19 protein-coding genes are annotated in these 23202 nt (G+C 67.6%); 11 read left to right on the top strand and 8 right to left on the bottom strand.

From position 1 onward, the window contains the following. Positions 1-64: 64 nt before the first annotated feature. Positions 65-586, bottom strand: a complete 522-nt coding sequence (locus Rhe02_RS30040; protein WP_203911770.1) for a GNAT family N-acetyltransferase — start codon at positions 584-586, stop codon at positions 65-67. A gap of 37 nt (positions 587-623) precedes the next feature. Continuing rightward, the gene (locus Rhe02_RS30045; protein WP_239124134.1) at positions 624-1691 is read right to left on the bottom strand and encodes a class I SAM-dependent methyltransferase; all 1068 of its coding nucleotides are present in this window, start codon (positions 1689-1691) and stop codon (positions 624-626) included. Between the two features lie 131 nt (positions 1692-1822). Here Rhe02_RS30045 and Rhe02_RS30050 point away from each other — a divergent pair, with 131 nt between their 5' ends. Genes Rhe02_RS30050 through Rhe02_RS30075 form a run of 6 tightly spaced genes read left to right on the top strand, consistent with a single transcriptional unit; the run spans position 1823 to position 9168 of the window. Continuing rightward, positions 1823-6028, top strand: coding sequence for an ATP-binding protein (locus Rhe02_RS30050; protein WP_203911771.1), 4206 nt, complete (start codon positions 1823-1825; stop codon positions 6026-6028). Positions 6029-6040: 12 nt separating this feature from the next. Then, complete coding sequence (locus Rhe02_RS30055; RefSeq protein WP_203911772.1) at positions 6041-6883, top strand: patatin-like phospholipase family protein; 843 nt, start codon at positions 6041-6043, stop codon at positions 6881-6883. Between the two features lie 14 nt (positions 6884-6897). After that, positions 6898-7944 (top strand): 1-acyl-sn-glycerol-3-phosphate acyltransferase, encoded by a 1047-nt coding sequence (locus Rhe02_RS30060; protein ID WP_239124135.1) that lies wholly within the window; start codon positions 6898-6900, stop codon positions 7942-7944. Positions 7945-7956: 12 nt separating this feature from the next. Further along, positions 7957-8202 carry a type II toxin-antitoxin system Phd/YefM family antitoxin gene (locus tag Rhe02_RS30065; RefSeq protein WP_203911773.1) on the top strand — a complete coding sequence of 82 codons (246 nt, stop codon included), beginning with the start codon at positions 7957-7959 and terminating at the stop codon, positions 8200-8202. Continuing rightward, the gene (locus Rhe02_RS30070) at positions 8199-8639 is read left to right on the top strand and encodes a type II toxin-antitoxin system VapC family toxin (protein ID WP_239124136.1); all 441 of its coding nucleotides are present in this window, start codon (positions 8199-8201) and stop codon (positions 8637-8639) included. The genes Rhe02_RS30065 and Rhe02_RS30070 overlap by 4 nt, the downstream gene beginning before the upstream one ends. A gap of 25 nt (positions 8640-8664) precedes the next feature. Further along, the gene (locus tag Rhe02_RS30075; protein ID WP_203911774.1) at positions 8665-9168 is read left to right on the top strand and encodes a hypothetical protein; all 504 of its coding nucleotides are present in this window, start codon (positions 8665-8667) and stop codon (positions 9166-9168) included. 44 nt (positions 9169-9212) lie between these two features. Here the strand turns inward: Rhe02_RS30075 and Rhe02_RS30080 are convergent, their stop codons facing one another. From Rhe02_RS30080 to Rhe02_RS30090, 3 genes are all read right to left on the bottom strand, one after another. Then, positions 9213-11045 (bottom strand): discoidin domain-containing protein, encoded by a 1833-nt coding sequence (locus tag Rhe02_RS30080; protein WP_203911775.1) that lies wholly within the window; start codon positions 11043-11045, stop codon positions 9213-9215. A 111-nt stretch (positions 11046-11156) separates the two neighbouring features. Continuing rightward, complete coding sequence (locus Rhe02_RS30085; RefSeq protein WP_203911776.1) at positions 11157-12140, bottom strand: aldo/keto reductase; 984 nt, start codon at positions 12138-12140, stop codon at positions 11157-11159. Positions 12141-12197: 57 nt separating this feature from the next. Continuing rightward, complete coding sequence (locus Rhe02_RS30090) at positions 12198-12986, bottom strand: RNA polymerase sigma factor (RefSeq protein WP_203911803.1); 789 nt, start codon at positions 12984-12986, stop codon at positions 12198-12200. 177 nt (positions 12987-13163) lie between these two features. On the opposite strand from Rhe02_RS30090, the gene Rhe02_RS30095 reads away from it, so the two are divergent. After that, positions 13164-16223: a glycoside hydrolase family 9 protein gene (locus Rhe02_RS30095; protein ID WP_239124137.1), complete on the top strand. Its 3060-nt coding sequence runs from the start codon at positions 13164-13166 to the stop codon at positions 16221-16223. A gap of 43 nt (positions 16224-16266) precedes the next feature. Here Rhe02_RS30095 and Rhe02_RS30100 read toward each other — a convergent pair whose 3' ends face one another. The 3 genes from Rhe02_RS30100 to Rhe02_RS30110 all read right to left on the bottom strand — a co-directional run bounded on the left by Rhe02_RS30100 (position 16267) and on the right by Rhe02_RS30110 (position 19247). Then, positions 16267-16815, bottom strand: a complete 549-nt coding sequence (locus tag Rhe02_RS30100; RefSeq protein ID WP_203911778.1) for a dihydrofolate reductase family protein — start codon at positions 16813-16815, stop codon at positions 16267-16269. A gap of 64 nt (positions 16816-16879) precedes the next feature. Further along, positions 16880-17914, bottom strand: a complete 1035-nt coding sequence (locus Rhe02_RS30105; RefSeq protein ID WP_444544532.1) for a sigma-70 family RNA polymerase sigma factor — start codon at positions 17912-17914, stop codon at positions 16880-16882. Between the two features lie 31 nt (positions 17915-17945). Further along, positions 17946-19247: a tetratricopeptide repeat protein gene (locus Rhe02_RS30110; protein WP_203911780.1), complete on the bottom strand. Its 1302-nt coding sequence runs from the start codon at positions 19245-19247 to the stop codon at positions 17946-17948. A 240-nt stretch (positions 19248-19487) separates the two neighbouring features. On the opposite strand from Rhe02_RS30110, the gene Rhe02_RS30115 reads away from it, so the two are divergent. The 4 genes from Rhe02_RS30115 (at position 19488) to Rhe02_RS30130 (ending at position 23095) form a co-directional block, all read left to right on the top strand. Next, positions 19488-19760: a hypothetical protein gene (locus tag Rhe02_RS30115; protein WP_203911781.1), complete on the top strand. Its 273-nt coding sequence runs from the start codon at positions 19488-19490 to the stop codon at positions 19758-19760. After that, positions 19744-20070 carry a hypothetical protein gene (locus tag Rhe02_RS30120; protein ID WP_203911782.1) on the top strand — a complete coding sequence of 109 codons (327 nt, stop codon included), beginning with the start codon at positions 19744-19746 and terminating at the stop codon, positions 20068-20070. The genes Rhe02_RS30115 and Rhe02_RS30120 overlap by 17 nt, the downstream gene beginning before the upstream one ends. Positions 20071-20940: 870 nt before the next feature. Then, on the top strand, positions 20941-22161 hold the full coding sequence (locus Rhe02_RS30125) for a helix-turn-helix transcriptional regulator (protein WP_203911783.1): 1221 nt from the start codon (positions 20941-20943) through the stop codon (positions 22159-22161). Positions 22162-22243: 82 nt separating this feature from the next. Beyond that, positions 22244-23095, top strand: a complete 852-nt coding sequence (locus Rhe02_RS30130) for a DMT family transporter (protein WP_203911784.1) — start codon at positions 22244-22246, stop codon at positions 23093-23095. The last annotated feature ends 107 nt before the right edge of the window (positions 23096-23202 follow it).

The raw sequence follows: 23202 nt of genomic DNA on the forward strand, positions 1-23202 counted from the left end.
CTAGGAGCGGCGGCGATCGGGTCCGCCGGTCCGCCGTGAAAATTTACACAAGCTGAAGGTGAGCCTAGGCGCCCAGCGACTTGACCAGCAGCTCGAACTCCAGGTCGTCGCGCAGCGGAATGCCGAAACGCTCGTCCCCATAAGGAAATGGGGTCCGCTTGCCGGTCGGGGTGTAACCGCGGCGCACGTACCAGGCGATCAGGTCCTGCCGCGCGGTGATCACCGTCATGTGCATCTCGTCGGCGCCCCAGTGGGTGGCCGCGATGCGCTCGGCCTCGGCCAGCAGGGCCTTGCCCACGCCGTGCCGCTGGCGGCCCGGATCGACGGCGAACATCCCGAAATAGGCGTAGTAGCCCTGATTCTGCAGGTGGCAGCAGGCGGTCATGTCGGCGGCGGTGAGCAGGATCAGGCTTTGCGGGTCGGCGAGGATGTCGGTGACCGCGGCGAGGTCGGTGCGCTGGCCGTCGAGGATGTCCGCCTCGGTCGTCCAGCCCGCTTTGCTGACCTCGCCACGGTAGGCCGATTGCACCAGGGCCACAATGGCTTCGGCGTCGTCTGCGGTGGCGGTCCGGAAGGCTGGGTCCATCCGGCAATTATCGCTCACCGGCGATGGACTCCCCTCGCTAGGGGCGTGCCTCGAACACTAGGTTGAAAGGGGTTTCGGCGACCCGCTTGAAGCTGCTGAAACCCGCGCCGGTGACCACCTCGCGGAGCCTGGCTTCGCCGGCCTGTGCGCCCAGCGCGGCACCGTGTTCCTGGGAGAGGGAGTTCGGCGTGCACAGCAACGTCGACGCTCCGTAGTAGACCGCGCCCACCGGGTTCAGGTTGTCGGTCACTCTGTCGCCGGCGAACGGTTCCACGATCAGCAGGGTTCCGCCGGGCGCGAGGTTTTCGCGCAGGTGGGCGCAGGCGCCTGCCGGGTCGCCCATGTCGTGCAGGCAGTCGAACAGGCAGATCAGGTCGAAGGTGCCCGCCAGGTCTTTGGCCCGGCCGGTGTCGAAACGGGTGCGTGCGCCGACGCCGGCTTCGGCCGCGCGCTGTTGGGCCGCTTCGATCGAGCCGGAGTGGTAGTCGGTACCCACAAAAGTCGACTGGGGAAATGCCTGCGCCATCAGGACGGTGGAGGCGCCGTGGCCACAGCCGACATCGGCGACCCGGCCGCCCTTGCGCAGCTTGGCCTCGACCCCGTCCAGGGCGGGAATCCACGTGCTGATCAGGTGGGCGGCGTAGCCCGGCCGGAAGAAGCGTTCGCACCCGCTGAACAGGTCGGGGTGATGCTCGTGCCAGCCGACGCCGTTGCCGGTGCGGAAGGCGGTGACCAGCCGGTCGGTGGAACGGACGGCGGCCAGCATGAGCTCGAAGCCGCCCACCACGCAGGCCGGGCTGGACTCGTCGGTCAGCGCGATGGCGTGCTCGGCCGGCAGCGAAAAGCGATCCTCGCCGTCCACCTCGACATAGCCGGCCGCGGCCTGGGCGCAAAGCCATTCGCGCACATAGCGTTCGGCCGTCCCGGTGCGATCGGCCAGCTGTGCCGAGGTGAGCGGCCCGGCCCCCGCCATGGCCCGGTAGAGACCAAGCTTGTCGCCGATGACCACCATCGAGCCGGTCAGCAGCGCGCCGAAGTCGCCGACCGCCTTGAAAACGAAGTCCATGAGCCGCTGCTGGTCTATGGGTGTCGCGGTTGTAGTCACCGCTGCCTCCTAAGTGGACGTGGGCGCCGTCAACCGGCGTCTTTGATGGCGGGACGCTATCGACCAGGCTGTCCGCCATCTGTCCGTTTGATGTCCCCCTGCCATCCGCGGGCGGTGGCACAATCGCAGGCGTGCTGGGCGAGCTGCGGATCCACCTGTTCGGCGGCTTTCGCGTGCAGGTCGGCGGGCAGCCTGTGCCGCCGGAGCTGTGGCGGCGCAGCAGTGCCACCGCGCTGGTCAAGCTGCTGGCGCTGAGCCCGGGTCATCGCCTGCACCGCGAACAGGCCATCGACACGCTGTGGCCGTCGCTGAGCCAGCAGGCCGGCGCCGCGAGGCTGAACAAAGCCCTGCACTTCGCGCGGCGGGCCCTGGCCGCCGAGCAGGTGCGGCTGCGCGATGACCTGCTCAGTTTGGAAGCGGGCGTGCTGTGGGTGGACGTCGACGCCTTCGAGGAGGCCGCGCGCCGCGGCGACTTCGAGGAGGCGCTCGCGCTTTACACCGGTGATCTGCTGCCGGAGAACCGTTTTGAGCCGTGGGCGGAGCCCCGCCGCGACCAGCTTCGGGCCGTGCTGGTGCGGCTCCTGGTCGATCAGGGTCTGGCCTGCGAGTCCGGCGGGCAGCCGCGCGAGGCGATCGCGGCATTCGAGCGGGTGATCGAGGTCGAGCCGCTGCATGAGCAGGCCTACGCCCGCCTGATCCGGCTCGAAGCGGCACAGGGCTTCCGGCACGTGGCATTGCGCTGGTACGAGCGCCTCGCCGCCGGCCTGCGCGACGAGCTGGGCGTCGACCCCAGCGAAGAGCTTCGCCGCCTGCACACCGACCTCACCACCGGCCGCCTCCCCACCACCGTTCCCCCCGCCGCCCCTGCCGCCGTTCCCCCCGCCGCCCTTGCCACCGTTCCCCCCGCCGCCCCTGCCGCCGTTCCCCCCGCCGCCCCTGCCGCCGTTCCCCCCGCCCTTGCTGCGGCCTCTTCCGCCGCCGCCACACCGGCCCTCCCCGCACCGGCCCTCCCCGCACCGGCCCTTCCCGCGCATGCCGGGCTGGCCCCGGCCATCCCCACGGCGGCGGTTGAGGAGCGGAAGCTGGTTACCGTGCTGGCGGCCGATCTGCGCCGGGTGCGGGGGGAGTCCGATCCGGAGCAGGCGCGCCGGGAGATGTCCACCTGGACAGAGGTGCTCTGCGATGTCGTTGGGCGATGGGGTGGCCAGGCGCAGCGCGTCATCGGTGGCGGCGTGGTCGCGGTCTTCGGCTACCCGGCGGCGCGCGAAGACCACGCGGCCCGCGCGCTGTGGGCCGGTTTTGAGGTGCTGCAACGCATTCCGGTTCCGGTGCGGGTAGGAATCGACACCGGGGAGATCATCGCTTCGGCGACGGCGGCACCGGTGTCGCTGGCGGACATCGGCGGCGCGGTGCTCGATGCGGCGGCCTGGTTGCGGGAGTCGGCCGCGCCGCGCCAGGTGCTGGCGGCCGAACGCACCCGCCGCGCCGCCGGGGGCGGCGATTTCCGCTTCAGCAACGCGATGTGGCTGACCCGGGAGGGCACGCCCGGGGTGGTGGCCCATCGGCTGCTTTCGGCGTCCTGGGCCGCACAGCGCCAGCCGCGAGCCGAGCCGCCGATGGTGGGCCGCGACGACGAGCTGCGCGCCATCACCAGCCTGATCGACGAGACCGCGACCAGTGGCCGGCCCCGGCTGCTGTCTATCGTCGGCGTCGCGGGCGTCGGCAAGAGCCGCCTGGTGCGCGAGGTGATTTCGGCCGCCGTGCACCGCCGTCCCGATACCAAAGTGCTGCGGGGGCGCTGCCTGGCCGCGGGTGACGGCATCACCTACTGGGCGCTCGGCGAGATCCTGCGCAACGCCTGCGGCATCGCGCTCGGTGAGGCGGGCAGGGTGGCGCAACAGCGGCTGCGCCGATGGCTTCAGCCCTTGCTTTCTGAGCACATCGGACAGTCCGATGTGGAGGCGACCATCTTCGCGCTGGCGGCGACCGCCGCCATCCCCATGCCCGACAACCCTTTGGACACCGCCATTCCGCGCATCGTCGCCGAGGAGCTGGCCCGGGCCTGGCCTCGCCTGGTGAGCGCGCTGGCGGCGGGTGGGCCGACCCTCGTGGTGGTCGAAGACCTGCATTGGGCCGGGGCGCCCCTGCTGGAAATGCTGGCCCGGCTGGCTTCCCGCTCGACCGGCCCGGTCGTGCTGCTGACCACCGCCCGTCCGGAATTCCTTGAAGAGCATCCCCTTTTCGGTACCGGGCAAGGCAGCGACATGTCAATGATCTCGCTGCGCCCACTGGGCGACCGATCCAGCCGGGAACTGGTGGCCAGCCTTCCGCGCTCAGGCGACATCGGTGCGTCGCGCCGCGACGAGATCGTGGAGCGGGCCGAAGGCAACCCCTACTTTCTCGACCAGCTGGTGGCACACGTGGCCGACGGTGGCTCGGGGGTCCTGCCCGACACCATCCATGCCACCCTAGCCGCCCGGGTGGACGCCCTGCCCGCCGCGGAAAAGCAGCTGCTGCAGGCGGCGGCGGTGGTGGGCCGCATCTTCTGGGCGGAGCCGGTGGGCTCGCGGGTCACCGGCGATGCCGCGGAAACGTTGGCGGCGCTGGAGAGCCGTGGCCTCATCCTGGCCCGGCAGACGTCGAGCCTGACCGGCCAGACGGAGTTCGCGTTCAAGCATGCGCTGCTGCGCGACGTCGCCTATGCCTCGCTTCCCGCCGGGCAACGCGCGCGCGGCCACGCGGAAACCGCGGCGTGGCTGGAGGAGATCTCACGCGAAAGGGTCGGCGAGGTCATTGAGCTGGTCGCCTTCCACTACGCCGCTGCCGCCGACGCGTGGGAGCCGGCCCGCACTCCGCAGCGACAGTGGGTGCGCGCCAAGGCTTTCCGCTCGCTGATCGAGGCTGGCGCGAGCGCGCGTCACCGCAACGCCGTGGCCAAGGCGCTGGACCTGCACGAGAAGGCCCGGCACTACGCCTGCGGCGTGGGCGAGACAGCCGAAGCGCTGGAGGCCATCGGAGACGACCACGAGGTGCCGTTCAACGGCGATGCGGCGGTGGCCGCGTGGCAGGCGGCGGTCGAGCTGCTGCGGCCGGAGCCCAGTCACGTCGACCGGCGGGTGCGGCTGTGCCTCAAGATAGGCCAGATGATCGTGGCGCGGTGGGGTGGGTTCCGGGTTCCGCCCGAGCCCGACCAGGGGGATCCGGCCATCGAGGAAGGTCTCACCGTGGTGACCGACCCGTCGGTCAAAGCTCACCTGCTGTCGCTTTTCGCCCTCAGCGCCGGCCGATGGGCGTGGACCGGCCGGCCCGATCCGGTGCCGGTCGCACAACGCCATCACGCCGCTGACCACGCCTATCGGCTGGCCGTCGAGCTGGACTCCGCGCCGCTGCGCGCCCAGGCTCTGTTGGGGCGCACAGCGGTGCAGTATGTCGAGCGCGATCACGACAGCGCGGTGGCCACCGCGCTTGACCTGCTTGCCTTCTCCGAACAGGGCTCAAACGGCCGTGACCAGGCGCTCGCCAACGCGATCGCCTGCCTGGCCATCGGCGACGTGCAGGGCGACCGAGAGCGGGCGCTGGGCTACGCGCGCAGGTCGCATGTTGTTTCGCGCGATCTGTCCGCGCATGACCGGATGCACGGCACCTACATGGTCATGTGGTGTCTGGAGCAGCTGGGCAGGTGGACCGAGATCGAGCCCTATCTCGGGGAGCATTTGGCGCTGCTGGAGTCCTATCAGTACGAGACGAGCTGTCCCTATCTGCGCGGCGGTCACCTGGTGGCCGCGCTGGCGCTGGCCAGGATGGGCGAAATCGCACGCGCGCAGCAGCTTGCCGATCTGGTGCCGATGGATCTGGAGCACCCGGGCAATGCCGAGTCGCTGCGCGCCGAGCTGGCCGTCGAGCTGGGCGACCTGAGCATGGCCCGCGATCTGGCCGAGCGTCTGGTAAGCAAGCGCCGCCGTCCCGGGCCGGAGGAGGTGCCGCACGAGATCGTGGTGCTGGTGCAAGTGCTTGAGGCACAAGCAGACCACGAGGCCCTGCGGCGATACCTGCCCCAGGCCCGCGCCGAAGGCGACTTCCTCGCGGCCACGGCCCCGTTCTGCGACCGGGCCGAAGCGCTGGCTCTGGCCGCGCAGGGCGACGTTGCCGATGCGGTCGGGCTGCTCACGGGCGCGGTCGAGGGGTTCGACCGGCTGGGCCTGCCGCTGCAGGCGGCCCGTTCCCGGGAGCATCTTGCCCGTCTCGTCCCGGGCCGCGCAGCCGAGCTGCTGCGATCCGCACTGGACACCTACACTCGCCTTGGCGCGAAGACAGACGCCGCCCGAGCCCAGCCCTAGGGGAGTTACCGGATGGCCAAGTCAACAGGCACAGGCAAGGTCGCTTTCGTGCTGGGCGGTGGGGGCATCCTCGGCGCGCACGAGGTGGGCATGCTGCAGGCCCTCGACGAGGCCGCTATCCGTCCGGACCTGATCGTGGGCACCTCCATCGGCGCGATCAACGGCGTTTTCGCCGCCGCCTATCCCAAGGGGGTCGGCCGCCTCGCTGAGCTGTGGCGCACCCGCGGCGTGATGTCGGTCTTCGACGGCAACCTGGTGTCGCGCATCGGCACCATCCTGCGCTCCGGCACCCATGTTCAGGGCAATGACGGTTTGGCGGAGCTGCTCGGCGAGCTGTTGCCGGTGGAGCGGATAGAAGAGCTGGAGGTCCCGTTCCAATGTGTCGCGGCGAGCGTCGAAAAGGCCAGCGCGCACTGGTTCTGCGAAGGCCCGATCATTCCGGCCGTGCTGGCCTCCTGCGCTGTGCCCGGCCTGCTCCCGCCGGTGACCATCGATGAGGAGCACTTCCTCGACGGTGGCCTGGTGCACAGCATTCCGGTGGGCCGCGCCGTGGCCCTTGGCGCGGAGACGGTCTACGTGTTGCACGTCGGGCGCATCGAGCAGCCGCTGACCCCGCCGCGGCGGCCGTGGCAGGTGGCCACGGTGGCCTTCGAAATCGCCCGCAGGCACCGCTTTTTCGAGGAAATGTCCGCCCTGTCGCCTGACGTCAAGGTGCATGTGCTGCCCGCAGGGGCAGAAGGTCCGAGCCCGAAGGGGGATCTGTCGCCCTTGCGCTATCGCGACGCTTCGCGTATCGATGTGCATATCCAACGGGCGTACAAGGCATCTATCTCCTATTTGGAGTCGATCGCATAGGGAGGGACGTCGTCGTGCCACCCCGCATCGTGCGGCGCTTGATAATCGCGCCATTGGTCATCGTCATCACGCTTGGCTGGATAGTGATACTGCCGCTGATGACCGTGCTCGCTCTCATCACGCCCTCGCGGCACGGCCGGCGGCGCCTGCTGCGCCTGCTGCTGTTCAGCGTCGCCTGGCTGGTGATGGAGTCGGCCACCCTCTTTGCCAGCCTTGGGCTGTGGGTCGCCAGTGGCTTCGGCGGCAGGATTCGCACCAAACCCCATCAGGCGCGCCATTACCGGCTCGTCGGCTGGTTCCTCGGCACCCTCTACCCGGTGCTGACCCGCCTGTTCAAGGTGACCGTGCAGGTGGAGGAGCCCGAATTCACCCCGGAGGAGGCCGCCGCGCGGCTGACCCGCCCGGTGATCGTGCTCAGCCGCCACGCGGGTCCCGGTGACTCCTTCCTGATCCTGACCTTCCTGCTCACCCAGTACAAACGGCAGCCTTCGATAGTCATGAAGGGCGCGCTGCAATTCGACCCCGTGGTCGACGTGGTGATAAACCGGCTGCCGCACGCCTTTGTGTGGCCGAGCAAGGGTCCGGGCAGCGGCGTGACCCAGGAGGTCACCCGGTTGGCCGCGCAGATGGGTGACGAGGACGCGCTGCTCATCTTCCCCGAGGGCGGCAACTTCACCCACGGCCGCCGGGAGCGGGCGATCGAAAGGCTGGAGAGCAGCGGCCAGCACGAGGCGGCCCAGCGCGCCCGCGGCATGTCCAATCTGCTGGCCCCGCGCACAGGTGGGGTGCTCGCCGCGGTGACCGCCGCCCCCACCGCCGACGTCATCTTCGTGGCCCACACCGGTTTGGACGATCTGATCACCGTCAAGGACATCTGGCACAGCCTGCCCATGGAACAGACCGTCAGGTCCCGCTGGTGGCGGGTACCCGCGGCGCAGATCCCCCGCGATCGAGACGAACAGGTGACGTGGCTGTACGGCTGGTGGGAGCAGATCGACAACTGGATCGCCGACAACCGCCCCGTCCGTGCCAACGCTCCGCGTGCCGCGTCTCACCCGTGATACAGTGTTCTCATGGCTGACATGGCTGAAGTGGCAGTCCGTGACCTGCGTAATCACGGTGGTGAGATCCTCAATCGCGTCGCAGCCGGCGAGGCGATGACTGTCACCCGCGACGGCGATCCCATCGCAGAGCTGCGGCCGCTGCCCCGCAGGCCGGTGCCGGCGCGCCTTCTGCTGCAGCGGTGGCGTCGGCTTCCAGCCGTCGATCCCGCTCAGCTAAGGGCTGACATCGACGATGTGCTGGACTCGACCCTGTGAGCGACGCGACGGTCAGGCATCTGCGCGGCATCCTCGACACCAACACCGTGATCATGCTGTCGCGCATCACTGACGCGGCAAGCCTTCCGGCCGAGCCGCTCATCACCGCGGTCACCCTTGCCGAGTTGTCGGTGGGGCCGCTCGTGGCAAACGACGACACCGAACGCGCCGCCCGCCAAGCCCATGTGCAACAGGCCGAGGCCGACTTTGACCCGCTGCCCTTCGATGCCGCCGCCGCGCGGGCCTTCGGCAGGGTCGCCGCTTCTCTTCGCAAGGCAGGGCGTAAACCCGCAGCCCGCGCATACGACGCCATGATTGCAGCCACTGCCCTGGCCCACGACCTGCCCGTCTACACCTGCAACCCAGCAGACTTCTCAAGCATCGACGAGCTCACCGTGGTGGCAGTCCCGATTCCACCGCCATCACGGAAAAACTGAGCCGCCGGGCCTGGTCGGGGAGCACATGACTGCGTATGTGACGCGACACCATTGGTTCAGTTCTTTGGGCGCGATGTTCTTTGGGTGTACGGCGCTGACGCTCGGGTCGATGGGGCTCTACCGGGAACCATGGTTCATGGTGCCGGGCGTGCTGCTCTTCGGCATAGGCGCGGTCGGCACCGGGATCATGCTGATCAAGCGCGAGGTTGCGTTGCGAGTGGACGAGACCGGGATCGGCGACGACTCAGAAGTGGTGCCGTGGAACGATGTCCTGTGGCTCGAGGTTGACAAACGGTATGTCACGATCGCCTCTGGCGAGCTGCGGGAGCTGACACCGCAGGATTTCGACGACGAAGCAGACTTCCGCCCTGGCTTGGAACCGGTGCGGCTGCACCTGCGCGGCCTTCCCATCGCGGGCACCCGGTTCCGCCGCCACCTCTTCGACGCGGCGGTGCGGGCCTATTCACCCCGCGTGGCCGGCACCGCCCCGCGCACCTACCCACCGCCATCGGTGGCCGAAAACGAGTGACGCCACGGGGTGCCGGGGTGGGGGCCGGCACCCCGTGGCGGGGATCAGGTCCCGTAGACCTGGAACTCCAGCAGCGAGTAGCCGTATCCGGTGGCACGCACTGTTCCGTACATGCGCACGTAGCGGCCGGATCCGGTGACGGCCAGGTCTTGCAGGCCGCCGGTACTGGTCGTGGTCGAGTAGATGGTGGTCCACGTGGTGCCGTTGGCGGAGGTCTGCAGCTGGAAGGCGCGGCCGTAGGCGGTCTGCCAGTTGAGCACTATCCGGTTGACCGAATGGGCAGCGCCGAGGTCGACCTGAATCCACTGGGGGTCGGCGAACGCGCTGGACCACCGGGTGGAGTTGTTGCCGTCAAAGGCATTCGCGGCGACGAGGCTCCCGTTCTCGGTGGACGAGGCGGTGGCCGGGTGGCCCTGGGAGAGCAGGCCGGCGCCGCCGCCTGTGGTGGGCGTGGCGCTGACTTCGGCGGAGTTGCCGGAGGTGCCGGCCGCGTTGCGCGCGGTCACCTTGTAGTAGTAGGTGGTGCCGTTGGTGACGGCGGTGTCGGTGTAGCTGTTGGTGGTGGGGTTGGCGATCGCGGTCGCGCCCTGGCCGCCGGGCGAGGTGCCGCGGTAGACGCTGTAGCCGGTCGCGCCCGCGCTGGCGTTCCAGTTGAGCTGCACGGAACCGTTGCCGGCCAAGGCGGTGACGCCCGACGGCGTGGGTGGCGCGGCACCGGTGTTGACGGGAGTGACGGTGACCTCGTTGGAGTTCGGCGATCCGCCGACGGCGTTGTTGGCCGCGACGAAGTAGAAGTATTGCTTGCCGTTCTGCAAACCGGTGTCGGTGAACGTGGTGGTGCTGCCGTTGGTGGTGCCCACCGGCGTGTTCACCTCACCGTCGGACTTGGTGCCCCGGTAGATGCTGTACGAGGTGGGATTGCCGCTGGCGCTGGCGTTCCAGGTGAGGGTGGCGCCGGCGTTGCCCGCGGTGGCCCGCAGATTGGTGGGCCCGCTCGGGCTGGAAGCCGTGGCGGGGGTGACTATCAATTGGTCCACTCTGGACAGTCCGTGGTCGGAGACGGCGATCTGGCTGATCGAATTGACTCCCGCGTTGAGGCGGACCTGAAGGGTGGACAGCTGGTAGACGTCGAAGCTGCCCGTGATCGGGAAGCTTTGCGTGGTGGTGATGACCACGCCGTTGACTTTCAAGCCCATCTGCCGGTTGTTGACCCCGGGGAACAGCCCGCCCTGGAACGCGTAGCGCCACGAAACGCTGTAGAGGCCGGTGGTGGGTACCACGACGTTGTTGAAGGTCATAAAGCCCTCCTCGGCGTAGGCCATGTCCACCACGCGATCACCGGGGGACTCGGAGCCCGACGAGCCGAGGACAGAAGGGAACCAGCCATTGAGGGTTTTGAACCAATCGAAGCCGCCGAGGAGGGCGTCCTTGCAGTAGTAAATCATCGAGTTGCCCGACGGCACGCCGGGTGTGGTGCCGCCGGTGCCGATGGGCGGCGGGGTCTTGGAGGCGTCCTCGACCGAACGCGGTGATTCGCCCTCGGCGTTGACCGCGGTCACCTGGTAGTAGTAGACCGGGGTCGGGCTGAGATTGGTGTCCTTGTATTCCAGCTCGGTGGTGGTGGCGATCGGTGTGGTGGCCTCGCCGCCGGAGGCGGTGCCGCGGTAGACGCGGTAACTGGTGGCGCCCGGGCTGGCTTCCCACTCGATGGTGATCGAGGAGTCGCTGCCGGCCACCAGCTCGATCTCTTCCGGCGCTGCGGGGACAGCGGCCACCACCACCTCGGCGGTCGCGGAGGGCACCGCGGCCAAGCCGAGGGCGGACAGGACTGCCAGCGCGGTGATGGCGCGAGCGCATACGCGTATGGACGTGTTCATGGCTCTCCCTTTTCAGGAGCGGGACGCGTTATTGGAGGGGAGAGCGCTCTCCATCGGAAGCTATCATTCGCTTCTAGTGATGAATAGAAATTGCCAAACGCGTTGCCAATGTCACCAGCGATGGTGGATCTGCGGGCGGATCAGCTCGTCATAGATTTCGTTGACCTCGTCCAGGGTGGCTTTGTCCAGCGGCGCCAACGCGGCGGCGGCCGCGTTCGCCTCGGCCTGGGCGGGATTGCGGGCGCCCGGAATCACCACGCTCACGCCGGGCTGGTCGATGATCCAGCGCAACGCGAACTGGGCCAGGGTGGCGTTCTCGCCGACCAGAGCGGAAAGCCGGCGCGCCGCGGCCAGGCCCGTCGCGAAGTCCACGCCGGAGAAGGTCTCGCCGACATCGAAGGCCTCGCCGTGACGGTTGTAGGTGCGGTGGTCATCGGCGGGGAAGGTGGTGTTCTCGTCGTATCGGCCCGACAGCAGCCCGCTGGCGAGCGGAACGCGAGCGATGATGCCCACTCCGGCGGCGGCCGCGGCCGGAAGCACCCGCTCCAGTGGCTTGAGCCGCAACGCGTTGAGGATGATCTGCACACTGGCCACGCCCGGCCGTGCTATCGCGGCAAGCGCCTCGTCACACGTCTCGACGCTGACCCCGTAGGCGGCGATCCGGCCCTCCTGCACCAGGGTGTCCAGCGCGTCGAAGACCGCGTCGGTGTGGTAGACCTCGGTCGGCGGGCAGTGCAGCTGTACCAGGTCCAGGGTGGAAACGCCGAGGTTCTCCCGGGACCGATCGTTCCACTGGCGAAAGTTGTGCAGTGAGTAGGCCTGCGGCTCCTGTGCCACCCGCCTTCCCATCTTCGTGGCGACGGTCAGCTGCGTTCCGCTTCGCTCACGCAGGAACCTTCCGATGAGCCGCTCGCTGCGGCCGTCGCCGTACACGTCGGCGGTGTCGATGAGGCTCACCCCGGCGTCGACCGCTGTCCCCAGAATGGTCAGGGCATCGTCGTCGCTGACGTGACCCCAGTCGGCGCCCAGCTGCCAGGCGCCCAGGCCTACTACGCCGATGCTTCGCCTGGTACCACCCAAAATTCGCTGTTCCATAGCGACCAGGCTAGTGAACGGCTCTGGCCGCCTTCCTTGAGCCCGGCCCAGGCGCCCTCATCTGTCCACTGTGGACCATTGGGCGGTCGCTGCCCGAGCCTGGATGTGCGTTTTGAGCCAGGTGTCGAAACGGGTCGGGGCGATCCGCAGCCTGCCCTGCTGATGCACCTCGGCCAGGGCGAAGACCTCGGCGACGATGCGGTGCGCGGAGTCGAGGTCGCGGAATTCCTCGCCCGGGCGGCGGCTGCGCAGGGTGTCGACCGCGAGCGTGATCAGCTCCGTCCTGAGGTTGATCATCCGGGCGATCTGCCACCTGGCCAGGCCGGGGGCTTGCAGGTCCCAGGCCCGGCCGGTGAGCCATCCGGTGATCCGCTCGGTGGTCCCGGCGAGCCGCCCTGATCGGCGCTGCCGTTGCGAACGCCGGAAGTCGGCGATCGAGGAGTCCAGGGCTCTGCGCAGGTCAGGGTCCTGGATTCGGTCGCGGTAGGCGCGAGCGAGATCGTCGTAGGGCGAGGTGGCCGGCGGTTGCCTGCGCCGGTCGCTGGGCGCCGGGCACACCTGCAGGGCGAAGGCGGGCTCATCGGCGATCTTCGTCTGCGCCAGACGCCAGCGGATCATGTGGCGCAGCAGCAGCTTGTCGAGCCAGACGATCGGCTTGCCGTGCCAGGTTCCCCAGCCGTGCCGCAGCTCGATCCAGGCCTCCTGGCAGATGTCGTGGGCCGTGGCCGAGTCGAATGCCTGGCGGGTGTATCGGTATGCGGCCGGGGAATGACGCCGCAGGAACGGCTCGAAAGCGCGATGTTCCTGACCCGGCGCGGGTTTGCCGCGTTCGTCGTACATAGCCACCTCGTGGTCCTAGGGGTCCGCCACCGTGACTCTCAACGAGGAGTCCGGCCAGGTCGCTCCTCCGCCGTTGGGCTGGCAAAGTGCCACCGGTTGGTTGACAACCTGAGGTGGTCCTGGCACCATCCGAATGGGAGCGCTCCCAGTTATCCCCTTCTATGCCCTGGAAGGACCCGTCCCGTGATTTCTGTTGCCCGCAAGCGAGGTGGCGCTCTGATAGCGGCCGCCCTGCTTGCCATAACCTCCGCCGCCGCCCCGGTGCAGGCGGCACCCGTGGAACACATCGTCAACGGCACCTTCACCAGCGGCACCGATCCCTGGTGGTCGACCGCCAACACCTCGTTGTCCGCCACCGGCGGCCAGCTCTGCGCGCCGGTGCCCGCGGGCAGCGTCAACCCTTGGGACGTCAGCATCGGGCACAACGAAATCCCGCTGATCGACGGTGCGGCCTACACGCTGACCTTCACCGCTTCCGCCAGCGTGGCCACCACGGTCAGGGCAAACGTCCAGCTCAACGAGGCGCCGTTCACCGCCGCGCTGTCCCGCGAGGTGGCCCTGACCCCGACAGCACAGACCTTCACCTATACGTTCACCGCCGGCCTCGACTCGGCCAACGGCACGTTCACCTTCCAGCTCGGCACCCCCGCCGCGTTCACCTTCTGCCTCGACGACGTGTCACTGTCCAGTGAGGACAGTGGGCCGCCTGCGGGCGGGGCGGAACAGGTGGAGAACGGCGACTTCGCCGATGGCAGCGCGGGCTGGTACTCCTACGGCACCACGTCTTCGGTGGTCGTGGACGGCCGGTTCTGCTCGGTCGTGCCCGGCGGCCTGGTCAACCCCTGGGACGCCGGAGTCGGCCAGAACGACATCACGCTGATGGCCGGCCGTGAATACGCGTTCTCCTTCGACTATTCGGCCGATCCCGGCGCGACCGTGCGGGTTGCGGTGCAGCTGGGCGCGGACCCGTTCACGTCCTACTTCTCGCGGGACCTGCCGATGACGGCGTCCGGCGGCCACCTCGCGGCGACCTTCACCGCGCCCGCCGACACCGATCTGGCCCAGGTTGCCTTCCAGGTCGGCGCGAACGCCGCCGGCTACACCCTTTGCCTGGACAACGTTTCGCTGCTCGGCGGCGACGAGGCACCGCCGTATGTGCCCGACACCGGCCCGCGCGTGCGGGTCAATCAGGTCGGCTACCTGCTGCAAGGTCCCAAGAACGCGACCGTGGTCACCACAAGCACCACCGCTTTGCCGTGGCAGCTGCGCAACGCCGCCGGATCCGTGGTGGCCTCCGGCCAGACCACACCTCGTGGAGTGGACCAGGCGTCGGGTCAAAACGTTCAAACCATTGATTTTTCTGGGTACGCGGGGCAAGGCACCGGCTACACAATGGTGGCCGACGGCGAGACCAGTCACCCCTTCGACATTTCGAGCAACCTCTATCAGCAGCTGCGGTCGGACTCGTTGCAGTTCTTCTACATCCAGCGCAGCGGGATAGCCATCGACGGCTCGCTGGTGGGCGCACAGTATGCCCGCCCGGCCGGGCACCTCGGGGTGGCGCCCAACCTCGGTGACACCGATGTGCCGTGCCAGCAAGGGGTTTGCGACTATCGGCTCGATACCCGTGGCGGCTGGTACGACGCGGGTGACCACGGCAAATACGTCGTCAACGGCGGGATAGCCGCGGCTCAGCTGCTCGGGGCCTTCGAGCGCACCAAGACCGCGCCGACGGCCGGTTTCGGCACCGCGCTGGGCGACTCCACGCTGCGGGTGCCCGAGCGTGGCAACGGCGTGCCCGACATCCTCGACGAGGCCCGCTGGGAGCTGGAGTTCATGCTGCGCATGCAGGTTCCCGATGGCAAGCCGCGAGCGGGCATGGCGCACCACAAGATGCACGACCGCAACTGGACCGGTCTGCCGCTCGCGCCGCAGGCCGACCCGGAGCAGCGCGAGCTGCACCCGCCCTCGACCGCGGCGACGCTGAACCTGGCCGCCGCGGCCGCGCAGGGCGCACGGCTGTGGGCGCCCTACGACAAGGCGTTCGCCGATCGCGCGCTCGCCGCGGCGAAGAAGGCTTACGCGGCGGCCAAGGCGAACCCGGCCGTCTTCGCCGATCCGGCGGATGGCAACGGCGGTGGTTCGTACAGCGACGGTGATGTCAGCGACGAGTTCTACTGGGCCGCGGCCGAGCTGTACCTGACCACCGGCGCGGCGGCCTACCTGGCCGACGTGACCGCGTCGCCGCACCACACCGGCGAGGTGTTCACCTCCACCGGCTTCAGCTGGGGCAGCACGGCAGCGCTGGGCCGCCTCGATCTGGCGACCGTCCCAAGTGGACTCCCTGCCGCCGAGAAGGCCCGGGTGCGCCAGTCGGTGCTGACCGCCGCTGACGCCTACCTCGCCGCGATCGGCACCCAGGCCTACGGTCTGGCGATGCCCGGTCACGCGGGCGCCTACTTCTGGGGCGCCAACAGCAACATCCTCAACAACGCGGTCGTGCTGGCCACCGCGTTCGACCTCTCCGGCACGGCCGCTTACCGCAATGGCGCGGTGCAGACCATGGACTACATCCTGGGCCGCAACGCGCTCAACCAGTCCTATGTGACCGGCTGGGGCGAGAATGCGTCGGAGAACCAGCACAGCCGCATCTTCGGCCACCAGATGAACGCGGCGTTGCCGAACCCGCCGGCGGGCTCGATCGCCGGTGGCGCCAACGCCTCGCTGGACGACCCGTTCGCCAAGCAACTGCTCGACGGGTGCAAGCCGATGTTCTGCTACGTCGACGACATCAACTCCTACGCCACCAACGAGGTTGCCATCAACTGGAACTCGGCTCTGGCCTGGGTCGCCTCGTTCCTGGCCGACCAGGGCGGCGGCGGGCAGCCGACTCCGCCGCCGGGGGGAGCGGTCACCTGCCGGGTCAGCTACAACAACTACGGCACGTGGCACGGCGGCGGCGGTTTCACCGCCCAGGTTGAGGTCACCAACTCGGGCCTCACCCCGGTCAACGGCTGGGCGATCAGGTTCGCCTTCACCGGTGACCAGAAGCTGCGCGAAGGCTGGAGCGGCCGGTTCACCCAGAACGGGGCGACCATGACCGTGCTCAACGAGTCGTTCAACGCCAGGATCCAGCCCGGGGCCACCGTGTTCGTCGGTTTCAACGCCACCATGAGCGGCGCCTACGCGAACCCGAACCCGGGGCTGATCACCCTCAACAGCAACGCCTGCGTCGCTAGATAACGCGAAAAGGCCCCGCCGGTCCACGGACCGGCGGGGCCTTGGTTTACGGGGCGCGGACCACGCTCAGCCAGATGTTGGTGACCTGCGGCGAGTGGGTCAGGCTGAGGCGTTCCAGCCGCACTAGATCGCCGCCCTTTCGGTCGAAGAGCCGCACGCCGTCACCCAGCAGCACCGGGACGACGTGGATCAGGATCTCGTCGAGCACCCCGGCGTCGAGGCACTGCTGTGCGGTATTCGCACCGAGAACAACGACATACCCGTCGCCGGCCGCCGCCTTCGCCGCGGCGATGCCGCTTTCCAGATCACCCACGAAGGTGAAGCCGGGCGTGGGCGCGGGGGCCTTGTCATGCGTGAGCACGAACATCGGCCCCTGCCACACACCGCCGTAGGGCTTGCCCTCCTCGCTGCCCGCCCCCGCGTCGTCGTCGCCGAGGAAGGTGCGATGGCCGATGAAGAGCGCGCCGATCTTGCTCATCACCTCTTCGGCCGTCGGGTTTGCTCCGCCGTACCCGGCCATCCATGACATGTCGCCACCAGGCCCGGCGATGAATCCGTCCAGCGACATCGTGATGTGCCAAAGAACCTTGCCCATGAACTACCTCCCAATGCTGATCATCGTGTTTGACCTTCATTGAGACGGTGACCGCCGCGAAAACTCATCGGTCGTGAGCCAGGACCCGATCGGGCAGCGCGAAGGAGGCGAACAGGGAAGGCAGGTGAAACGACGTGATCTCGGTGATGACCCCCTGCTCGATCGTGAACAGGCCGATGGCGAAGGCGTTGTATACCAAGGTGTCCGGGTCGCGCAGGTAGCTGGCGAGGGCGGGCTGCCGATTGGCGCCCACCGGCACGAGATGAAACCGGTCGGTGTCGAAACCCGCCGCGAGGGCGGCCAGCACCGCGTCGCGCCCCGAATACCAGTTGGCGAAGGGCGGCATTCCGGTGCGGACATCCTCGGCCAGCAGCGCGGCCACGGCGTGCAGATCGCCGCTGGTGATGGCTTTCATATAGCGGCGCAGGATCTCCTTCTCCTCGGTGGTCGGCCGCATGGTCGGCGCCCATTGCTGGCGTCTGCTCGGCAGCACCGATCGCAGGGTGGCCCGGGCCCGCTGCAGCGCGCTGTTGGCCGAGGCCACGCTGGTCTCCAACACGACGGCCGTCTGATCGGCCGGCCAGCCAAGCACGTCGCGCAGAATGAGGGTTGCCCGCTGGCGAGGCGGCAGGTGCTGGATCGCGGCGAGGAACGCCAGCTCGATGGTCTCCCGCGACACCACCGCCGCGTCGGGCTCATCGTCGCTTGGCGCGGCCGGCTCCCATTGCGTGTCTGGATATGGTTGCAGCCAAGCGATATCGGTGGGCGCCCGTAACGGCGCACCCGGCTGCGAAGGCCCAGCCGCGTGCTGGGGCAGCATCCGCCGTGCCTGCCCGTCGAGAGCGTCGAGGCAGGCGTTGGTGGCTATGCGGTAGAGCCAGGTGCGAAAGGACGAGCGGCCCTCGAAACCCGCCAGCTTCTTCCACGCCCGCAAAAACGTTTCCTGTACCAAATCCTCGGACTCCTCGAAGGAACCCAGCATCCGATAGCAGTGCACCCGCAACTCTTCGCGATAACGTTTCACCAACTCGGCGAAGGCCGCCTCATCGCCCACCCGGGCAGCCGTCACCAGCTCGCCGTCCTGACCCCTGCTCACCAGGCCACCCTGCCACAGCGGTGCGACAACCGCTCTAGCGCTGATCTCTGCGGCTGGCATAGTGCAGCAGGCTTTGCTGGCTCGCCAGGGTTTGCGGGTGCCCGGCTCCCAGCACCCGCAGGCAGTCGGACGCCACGTCTCGCAGCAGCCGTGCCGCCTCGGCGTTGTCCCCGGCCTCGCCGATGTTGCACGCCAGATGGTGGCGGCTGTACAGGGTTTGGAAATGGTCGACGCCGTGGACCCGAGTGCGGTCGGTGACCACGCCGCGAAGCTGCGCGATGGCGTCGGCCCGGCGGCCGATCTCGCCGAGGTAGTAGGCCAGCAGATGCCGGCTGACCATGGTGTCCGGGTGATCGGCACCGAACGCCGCGGCCCGGTCTGCGACCACACCGTCGAGCATTCTGGCCGCTTCCTCGGGCTTGCCGCTGGCGCCGACGGTGGCGGCGAGCAGGTGGCGGCTGGCCATGGTGTCCGGGTGGGCCGAGCCCAGGACCAGCAGACGGTCGGCGACGACCTCGCGCAAAATGAGGGTGGCCTCCGCCCGGCGGCCCGAAAGATCGAGGTAGAAGGCGAGCAGATGCCGGCTTTCCAAGGTCTCCCGATGATTGCGGCCGAGCACCCGCTCGCGATCGCTGACTATGCCGCGAAATCTGGTGACCGCGTCGGCTGCCTCGCCCGACTCTCCTATGTAGAACGCGTGAAGGTGGCGGCAGGCAAGGGTTTCCGGATGGTCGGCCGACAGCGTGCGGGACCTGTCGGCGACAACGCTCCGTATGACACGGATCGCTTCGGCGGCCCTGCCGTCGTCCCAGAGCAAGGCGGCCAGATCCTTCTGGGCGGTGAGGACCTCGGGGCTGACCCGCCCCTTGGTCCGGGTCAGGTCGGCGATCAGCGATCGCTGTTCCGTCATGAGGTCCTCGGTCTCCGCGTCGGCGCGCACCGGGTCGATGCCAAGCGGGGCGGGCAACCCCCGGCGCAGGCGGGCCACGAAGGCGTTGCCGGGCATCCGGCCGCCGGAGACGTCGTACAGCTGAAGATTGTTGAGAATGAAGAGCGGTTCCCCCTTGAGCAGCAACGGATAGATCTTCTTCTGCTGCTTCATCGCATGGTTGACCTCGATGTCCACCCAGTGCGACTCCGCCGCGTCGGGTGTCATCACCACCACCATCGCCGAGCAGGAAATGATCCTTTCCTCGATCACCCTTGTCCATCGCTCGCCATGGCCGATCTCGCGATCGAACCAGACGGGGACCCCGGCATCGGTCAGGAAGGTGGCGAGGCGCTCGACAAAGGCCAAGTCGTTGCGGCTGTAGCTAATGAACGCATGACCTGACACGCGGGCACAATATACAGACACCTCACAACATCAATATCGAACACATAGTCAAGATTCTTGGACATTGATCGCCTTGCCGGGCCCGCGCCGTGGGCTTACGGTGGCATTCGCTTGACGACTAGCGAACGCCGCAACACCCAATCGTTGGTGAGCCTACTGGGTGGGAGGAAAGGGTTGGGAGCCGCAAATGAGGATCCCTATCGCCTGCAGGAGCGCACAGAGCACGTCCAGGCTCTGGCGATGCGACAACAGGAGCTGGCGTTACAGCTGATTCAGCTGGTCAGCGAACAGCGCGAGCTCGCCTCCCAATGGCAGACCGCCGGAGCTCACGATCTTGCTGCCAAGGCACGTGATGTCGAGGAGAACCTTCGTGTGCTTTCGGGAAAGGTGCTGCATCTGGAAGGCGATGCGCTCGATCTTGTGGCACATGCGATCTCCGAGGAGGCGAGGGCGTTGCGGACAGAGAACCCCACCAATCGAGAGGAAGGGTCCTCCAATGGCGCAGGCCAGTGAGGAAGACAAGCAGAAGGCGCTCAAGCTGGCCAAGGAACTCCAGGCCAGCCTCGACCGGATGATCGAGGATGAGCGCGACAACGAAGCGTTGCTTGAAAAGCTGGACCGGCTGGCCATGGACTACCGCGAGCTGGCCGAAGCCTGGGACGGCGCCGATCCCGCGATGGCCACGCGGGTGCGCCAGCGCGAAGAGGAGATTCACCTGCTGCGTGGCCGGGTGGAGACGATGGCCGAAATGGAGGCCGACGAGGCCGGCAAGCTCAAGTCTGCGGTGCTCAACGCACTGCGACAGGCCAATCCTCGCGACTGAAGCAGTGCCACGCCATTGCGCAGGAGGTCGGCGGCCTCGGCGGGATGCGCAGCGCAAGGGTTCCGCTGGTCTTAAGGAAGCTCTGGCCGGCTTCTGTCATCTCTGGCAAGCAACAGGCACGCGGTAGGTTTGCTGCCGGAACAGCGTGGCAATGATGTGCTCAATCCGTTCGTCAACCGGTTCAAACTCGGTCCCGCCGTGGTACCGATCCACCTTCCATGAGATCGGCAATCGTACTGGCATCTGCTGGGTCCGGTGCGGTCTACGGGCAGCCGGTAGCGCCCATAAAGCGCGAACGCCCGTTCGTAATCGGCTCCGGCGGCCGTCGTGTCATGCTGGCGGGTATCGGGACTGCGCGGCCATCATTCGGCCACGCAGTCCCATTATTGACGGGTCTCAGCTGAGGTCGTCATCGTCGCCACGCGGATCGCTCCCGCTGTCTGGATGGCTTTCCAACTCGATCTCCGGTGCCGCAAGGTAGTAGTCCATTCCGTTCACCCCCTTTCGTGCCACTGATCATTTCGGCAGACCTCGATTGCACCAAGCCGCATGGACCATCCGTCGCCTACGACCCGGTGCCCTGTCGAAGTGATGGCCACCAGCCGGAAGTCCTTGGGTTCTCCTGGGTGCGAGCCATCGGAGCAACCGCATTCCGGCTGGTGGTCTCTGTGCGACGTCGAGACAGTCGGGCCAGGACAGGCAGTTTGAGGTCCCAGCATCCCGTTTCGTTGTCACGCGAATCACCCTGTCGGTTGGGATCCATGCCAGACAGAGTGGCAATGTGGCAGAGCCGTGGCATGGGCGTTGCCATGGCAATCCTGATTTGCGTCAATATCATGGAACGCGGTCGACGGGGTGCGAGAGGTTGTCATGAGACGGATTCGCTTAGCGCAGCGACGCAGAACAGTTGGCCTGAGCCAGGAAGCATTGGCCGAACAGCTCGGCGTCGACCGCACGACAGTCATCCGGTGGGAACGCGGCGACAACGAACCGCAACCTTGGCAGCGACCGAACATCGCGATGGCGCTTAAGGTTTCCGTCGAAGAGCTGGATGCCCTTCTGGCATGCGCCGACCAGGCCAGTGTCAATATCTCGCCCGACGCGATATCCGGTGTGTGCGTCTCGCCGAAGGCTTTGCCGACAACGCCTGTTGGAGGAGAATTGATGCGCCGTCAGGCCGTCCACCCCGAGCTGCTAATGCGATACGAGACGTTGACGGACACCTACCGGCAGATGGACTACCAAACCGGATCGGCTTCGGTTTATGCAGAAACAATCGCTCAGCTCGGCCGCATGATGGCGCTTGCCGACAACGTGCCGTCGCCCTTGTACCAACGCTTTGCGCGGGCGTTAGGCGATTCGGCCCAGCTTGCTGCGTGGTTGGCGATCGACCGTCAGGACTACGGGTCGGCGCGGCACTATACGGCGATAGCTCTGTCCAGCGCGCAGGAAGGCGACGACCCCACCCTTCATGCCTACGTGCTCGGCATCATGAGCTACATCCACCTCCACGCCGAACGCGGACCAGACGCCGTCCGGCTCCTTGCCGCGGCGTTGCGCCTGGCCGAGAACCCACGCCTCGGGGTCAGCCCCGCAGTTCGCAGCTGGCTGTTCGAAGCCATGGGCGAAGCTCAAGCACTCGCCGGCAACCGACCCGCAGGCGCCGCCTTCCTGGCCCAGGCTGAACGGCTCTTCGACCTCGTGGCTGCGCAGGACGTTCCCAACTGGCTGGGCTTCTTCAACAGCCCGGAACACGTAACCCGGCTCAAGGGCCGTTGCCTGGTCAAGCTCGGCGATGCGCGAGCCGCGATCGCCAGCCTTGAGGAGGCGGTGTCCGCACTCCCGGCGCACTACGTCCGCGAACGATCAGGCACCCTCATCGATTTGGCCACTGCCCAGCTAATGTCCCGCATGGCGGGCGGCTGGGCCACCGACGCCGAGGCCGCTGCGCAAGCCGCACTGGATGCATGGGGACTGGCGGCCAAGACCAATTCCGCCCGCAACCAGCGCCGCATCCGACGGATGCTGCCGCAGTTCACGCCGTACCGCTATCTGAACTCGACCAGGACGCTACTCGCCACTGTCGGGTAGCCTCCGGTGTCGTGCAGCACCCGCCCGGAGATCTTCAGACCGCGAGATCCAGAGCTGCAGCATGAGCCGTCGAGATTGGCTCATGTTGATCACGCTTTCTGTTCTCTGGGGAACGGCATACCTGCTCATAGCCGTCGCGCTTCAGAGCTTTTCGCCAGTGGTCGTGGTGTTTGGCCGTGCGGCTCTGGCGGCCGCGGTACTGCTGCCTTTGGCATGGCATCGGGGTGCACTCCAGTCGCTGCTGAGACATCCATGGTGGGTCCTGCTCACGGTCTTGCTCCAGGCCACAGCCCCGCTTCTGCTTCTGACCTACGGCCAGCAATGGCTTTCAACTGGGCTAACCGGCATTTTGATCGGCGCGCAGCCCCTGTTTGTGGCGCTACTCGCTGTCCGCTTCGACCCGAGTGAGCGGCCGAAAGGTGCCGCAGGCCTGGCAGGTTTGCTTCTCGGCTTCGCGGGGCTGGCACTCATCTTCGGAGTCGACATCGGCGGCAGCGCTGACCCACTCCTTGGCGGCATCCTGGTCACCAGCGCTGCCCTCTGCTATGCCATGGGCTCCATCCTGATCCACCGCAAGCTCACGTTCGCTGAGCCGCTTGGGATCGCGACTTCTGCGATGTTGGTGGCGACCGCCACGCTATTCATCCCTGCATCACTTTCGGTACCAAGCCAGTCGCCTTCCATGCCCAGCGTGCTGGCTCTCATCGCGCTCGGTGTGGTATTTACAGGCTTCACGCTGCGCCTCTTCTACGGCCTAATCGCTCGCGTTGGGCCAGCCAAAACGACCATGGCGTTCTACCTCTCGCCGGGTGTCACAATGATCCTCGGCTGGCTGCTGCTCGCTGAGCGGATAACATGGTCGACAATGTTTGGTCTAGGAGCGATCGTGGCAGGCTCGGTCTTGGCAGCGAGACCGCCGGTTGTTGCCGTCTAAATTGCGTCCCAAGGAACTGGTCCACGTTGACTCCACGCCAGGTCTTCAGACCTAACATTGATGGGTATGACTCACCTACGACGAGATCGAAACCTTCGGCCGAAACT

The sequence above is a fragment of the Rhizocola hellebori genome, from assembly GCF_016862955.1.
GTDB lineage: Bacteria > Actinomycetota > Actinomycetes > Mycobacteriales > Micromonosporaceae > Rhizocola > Rhizocola hellebori.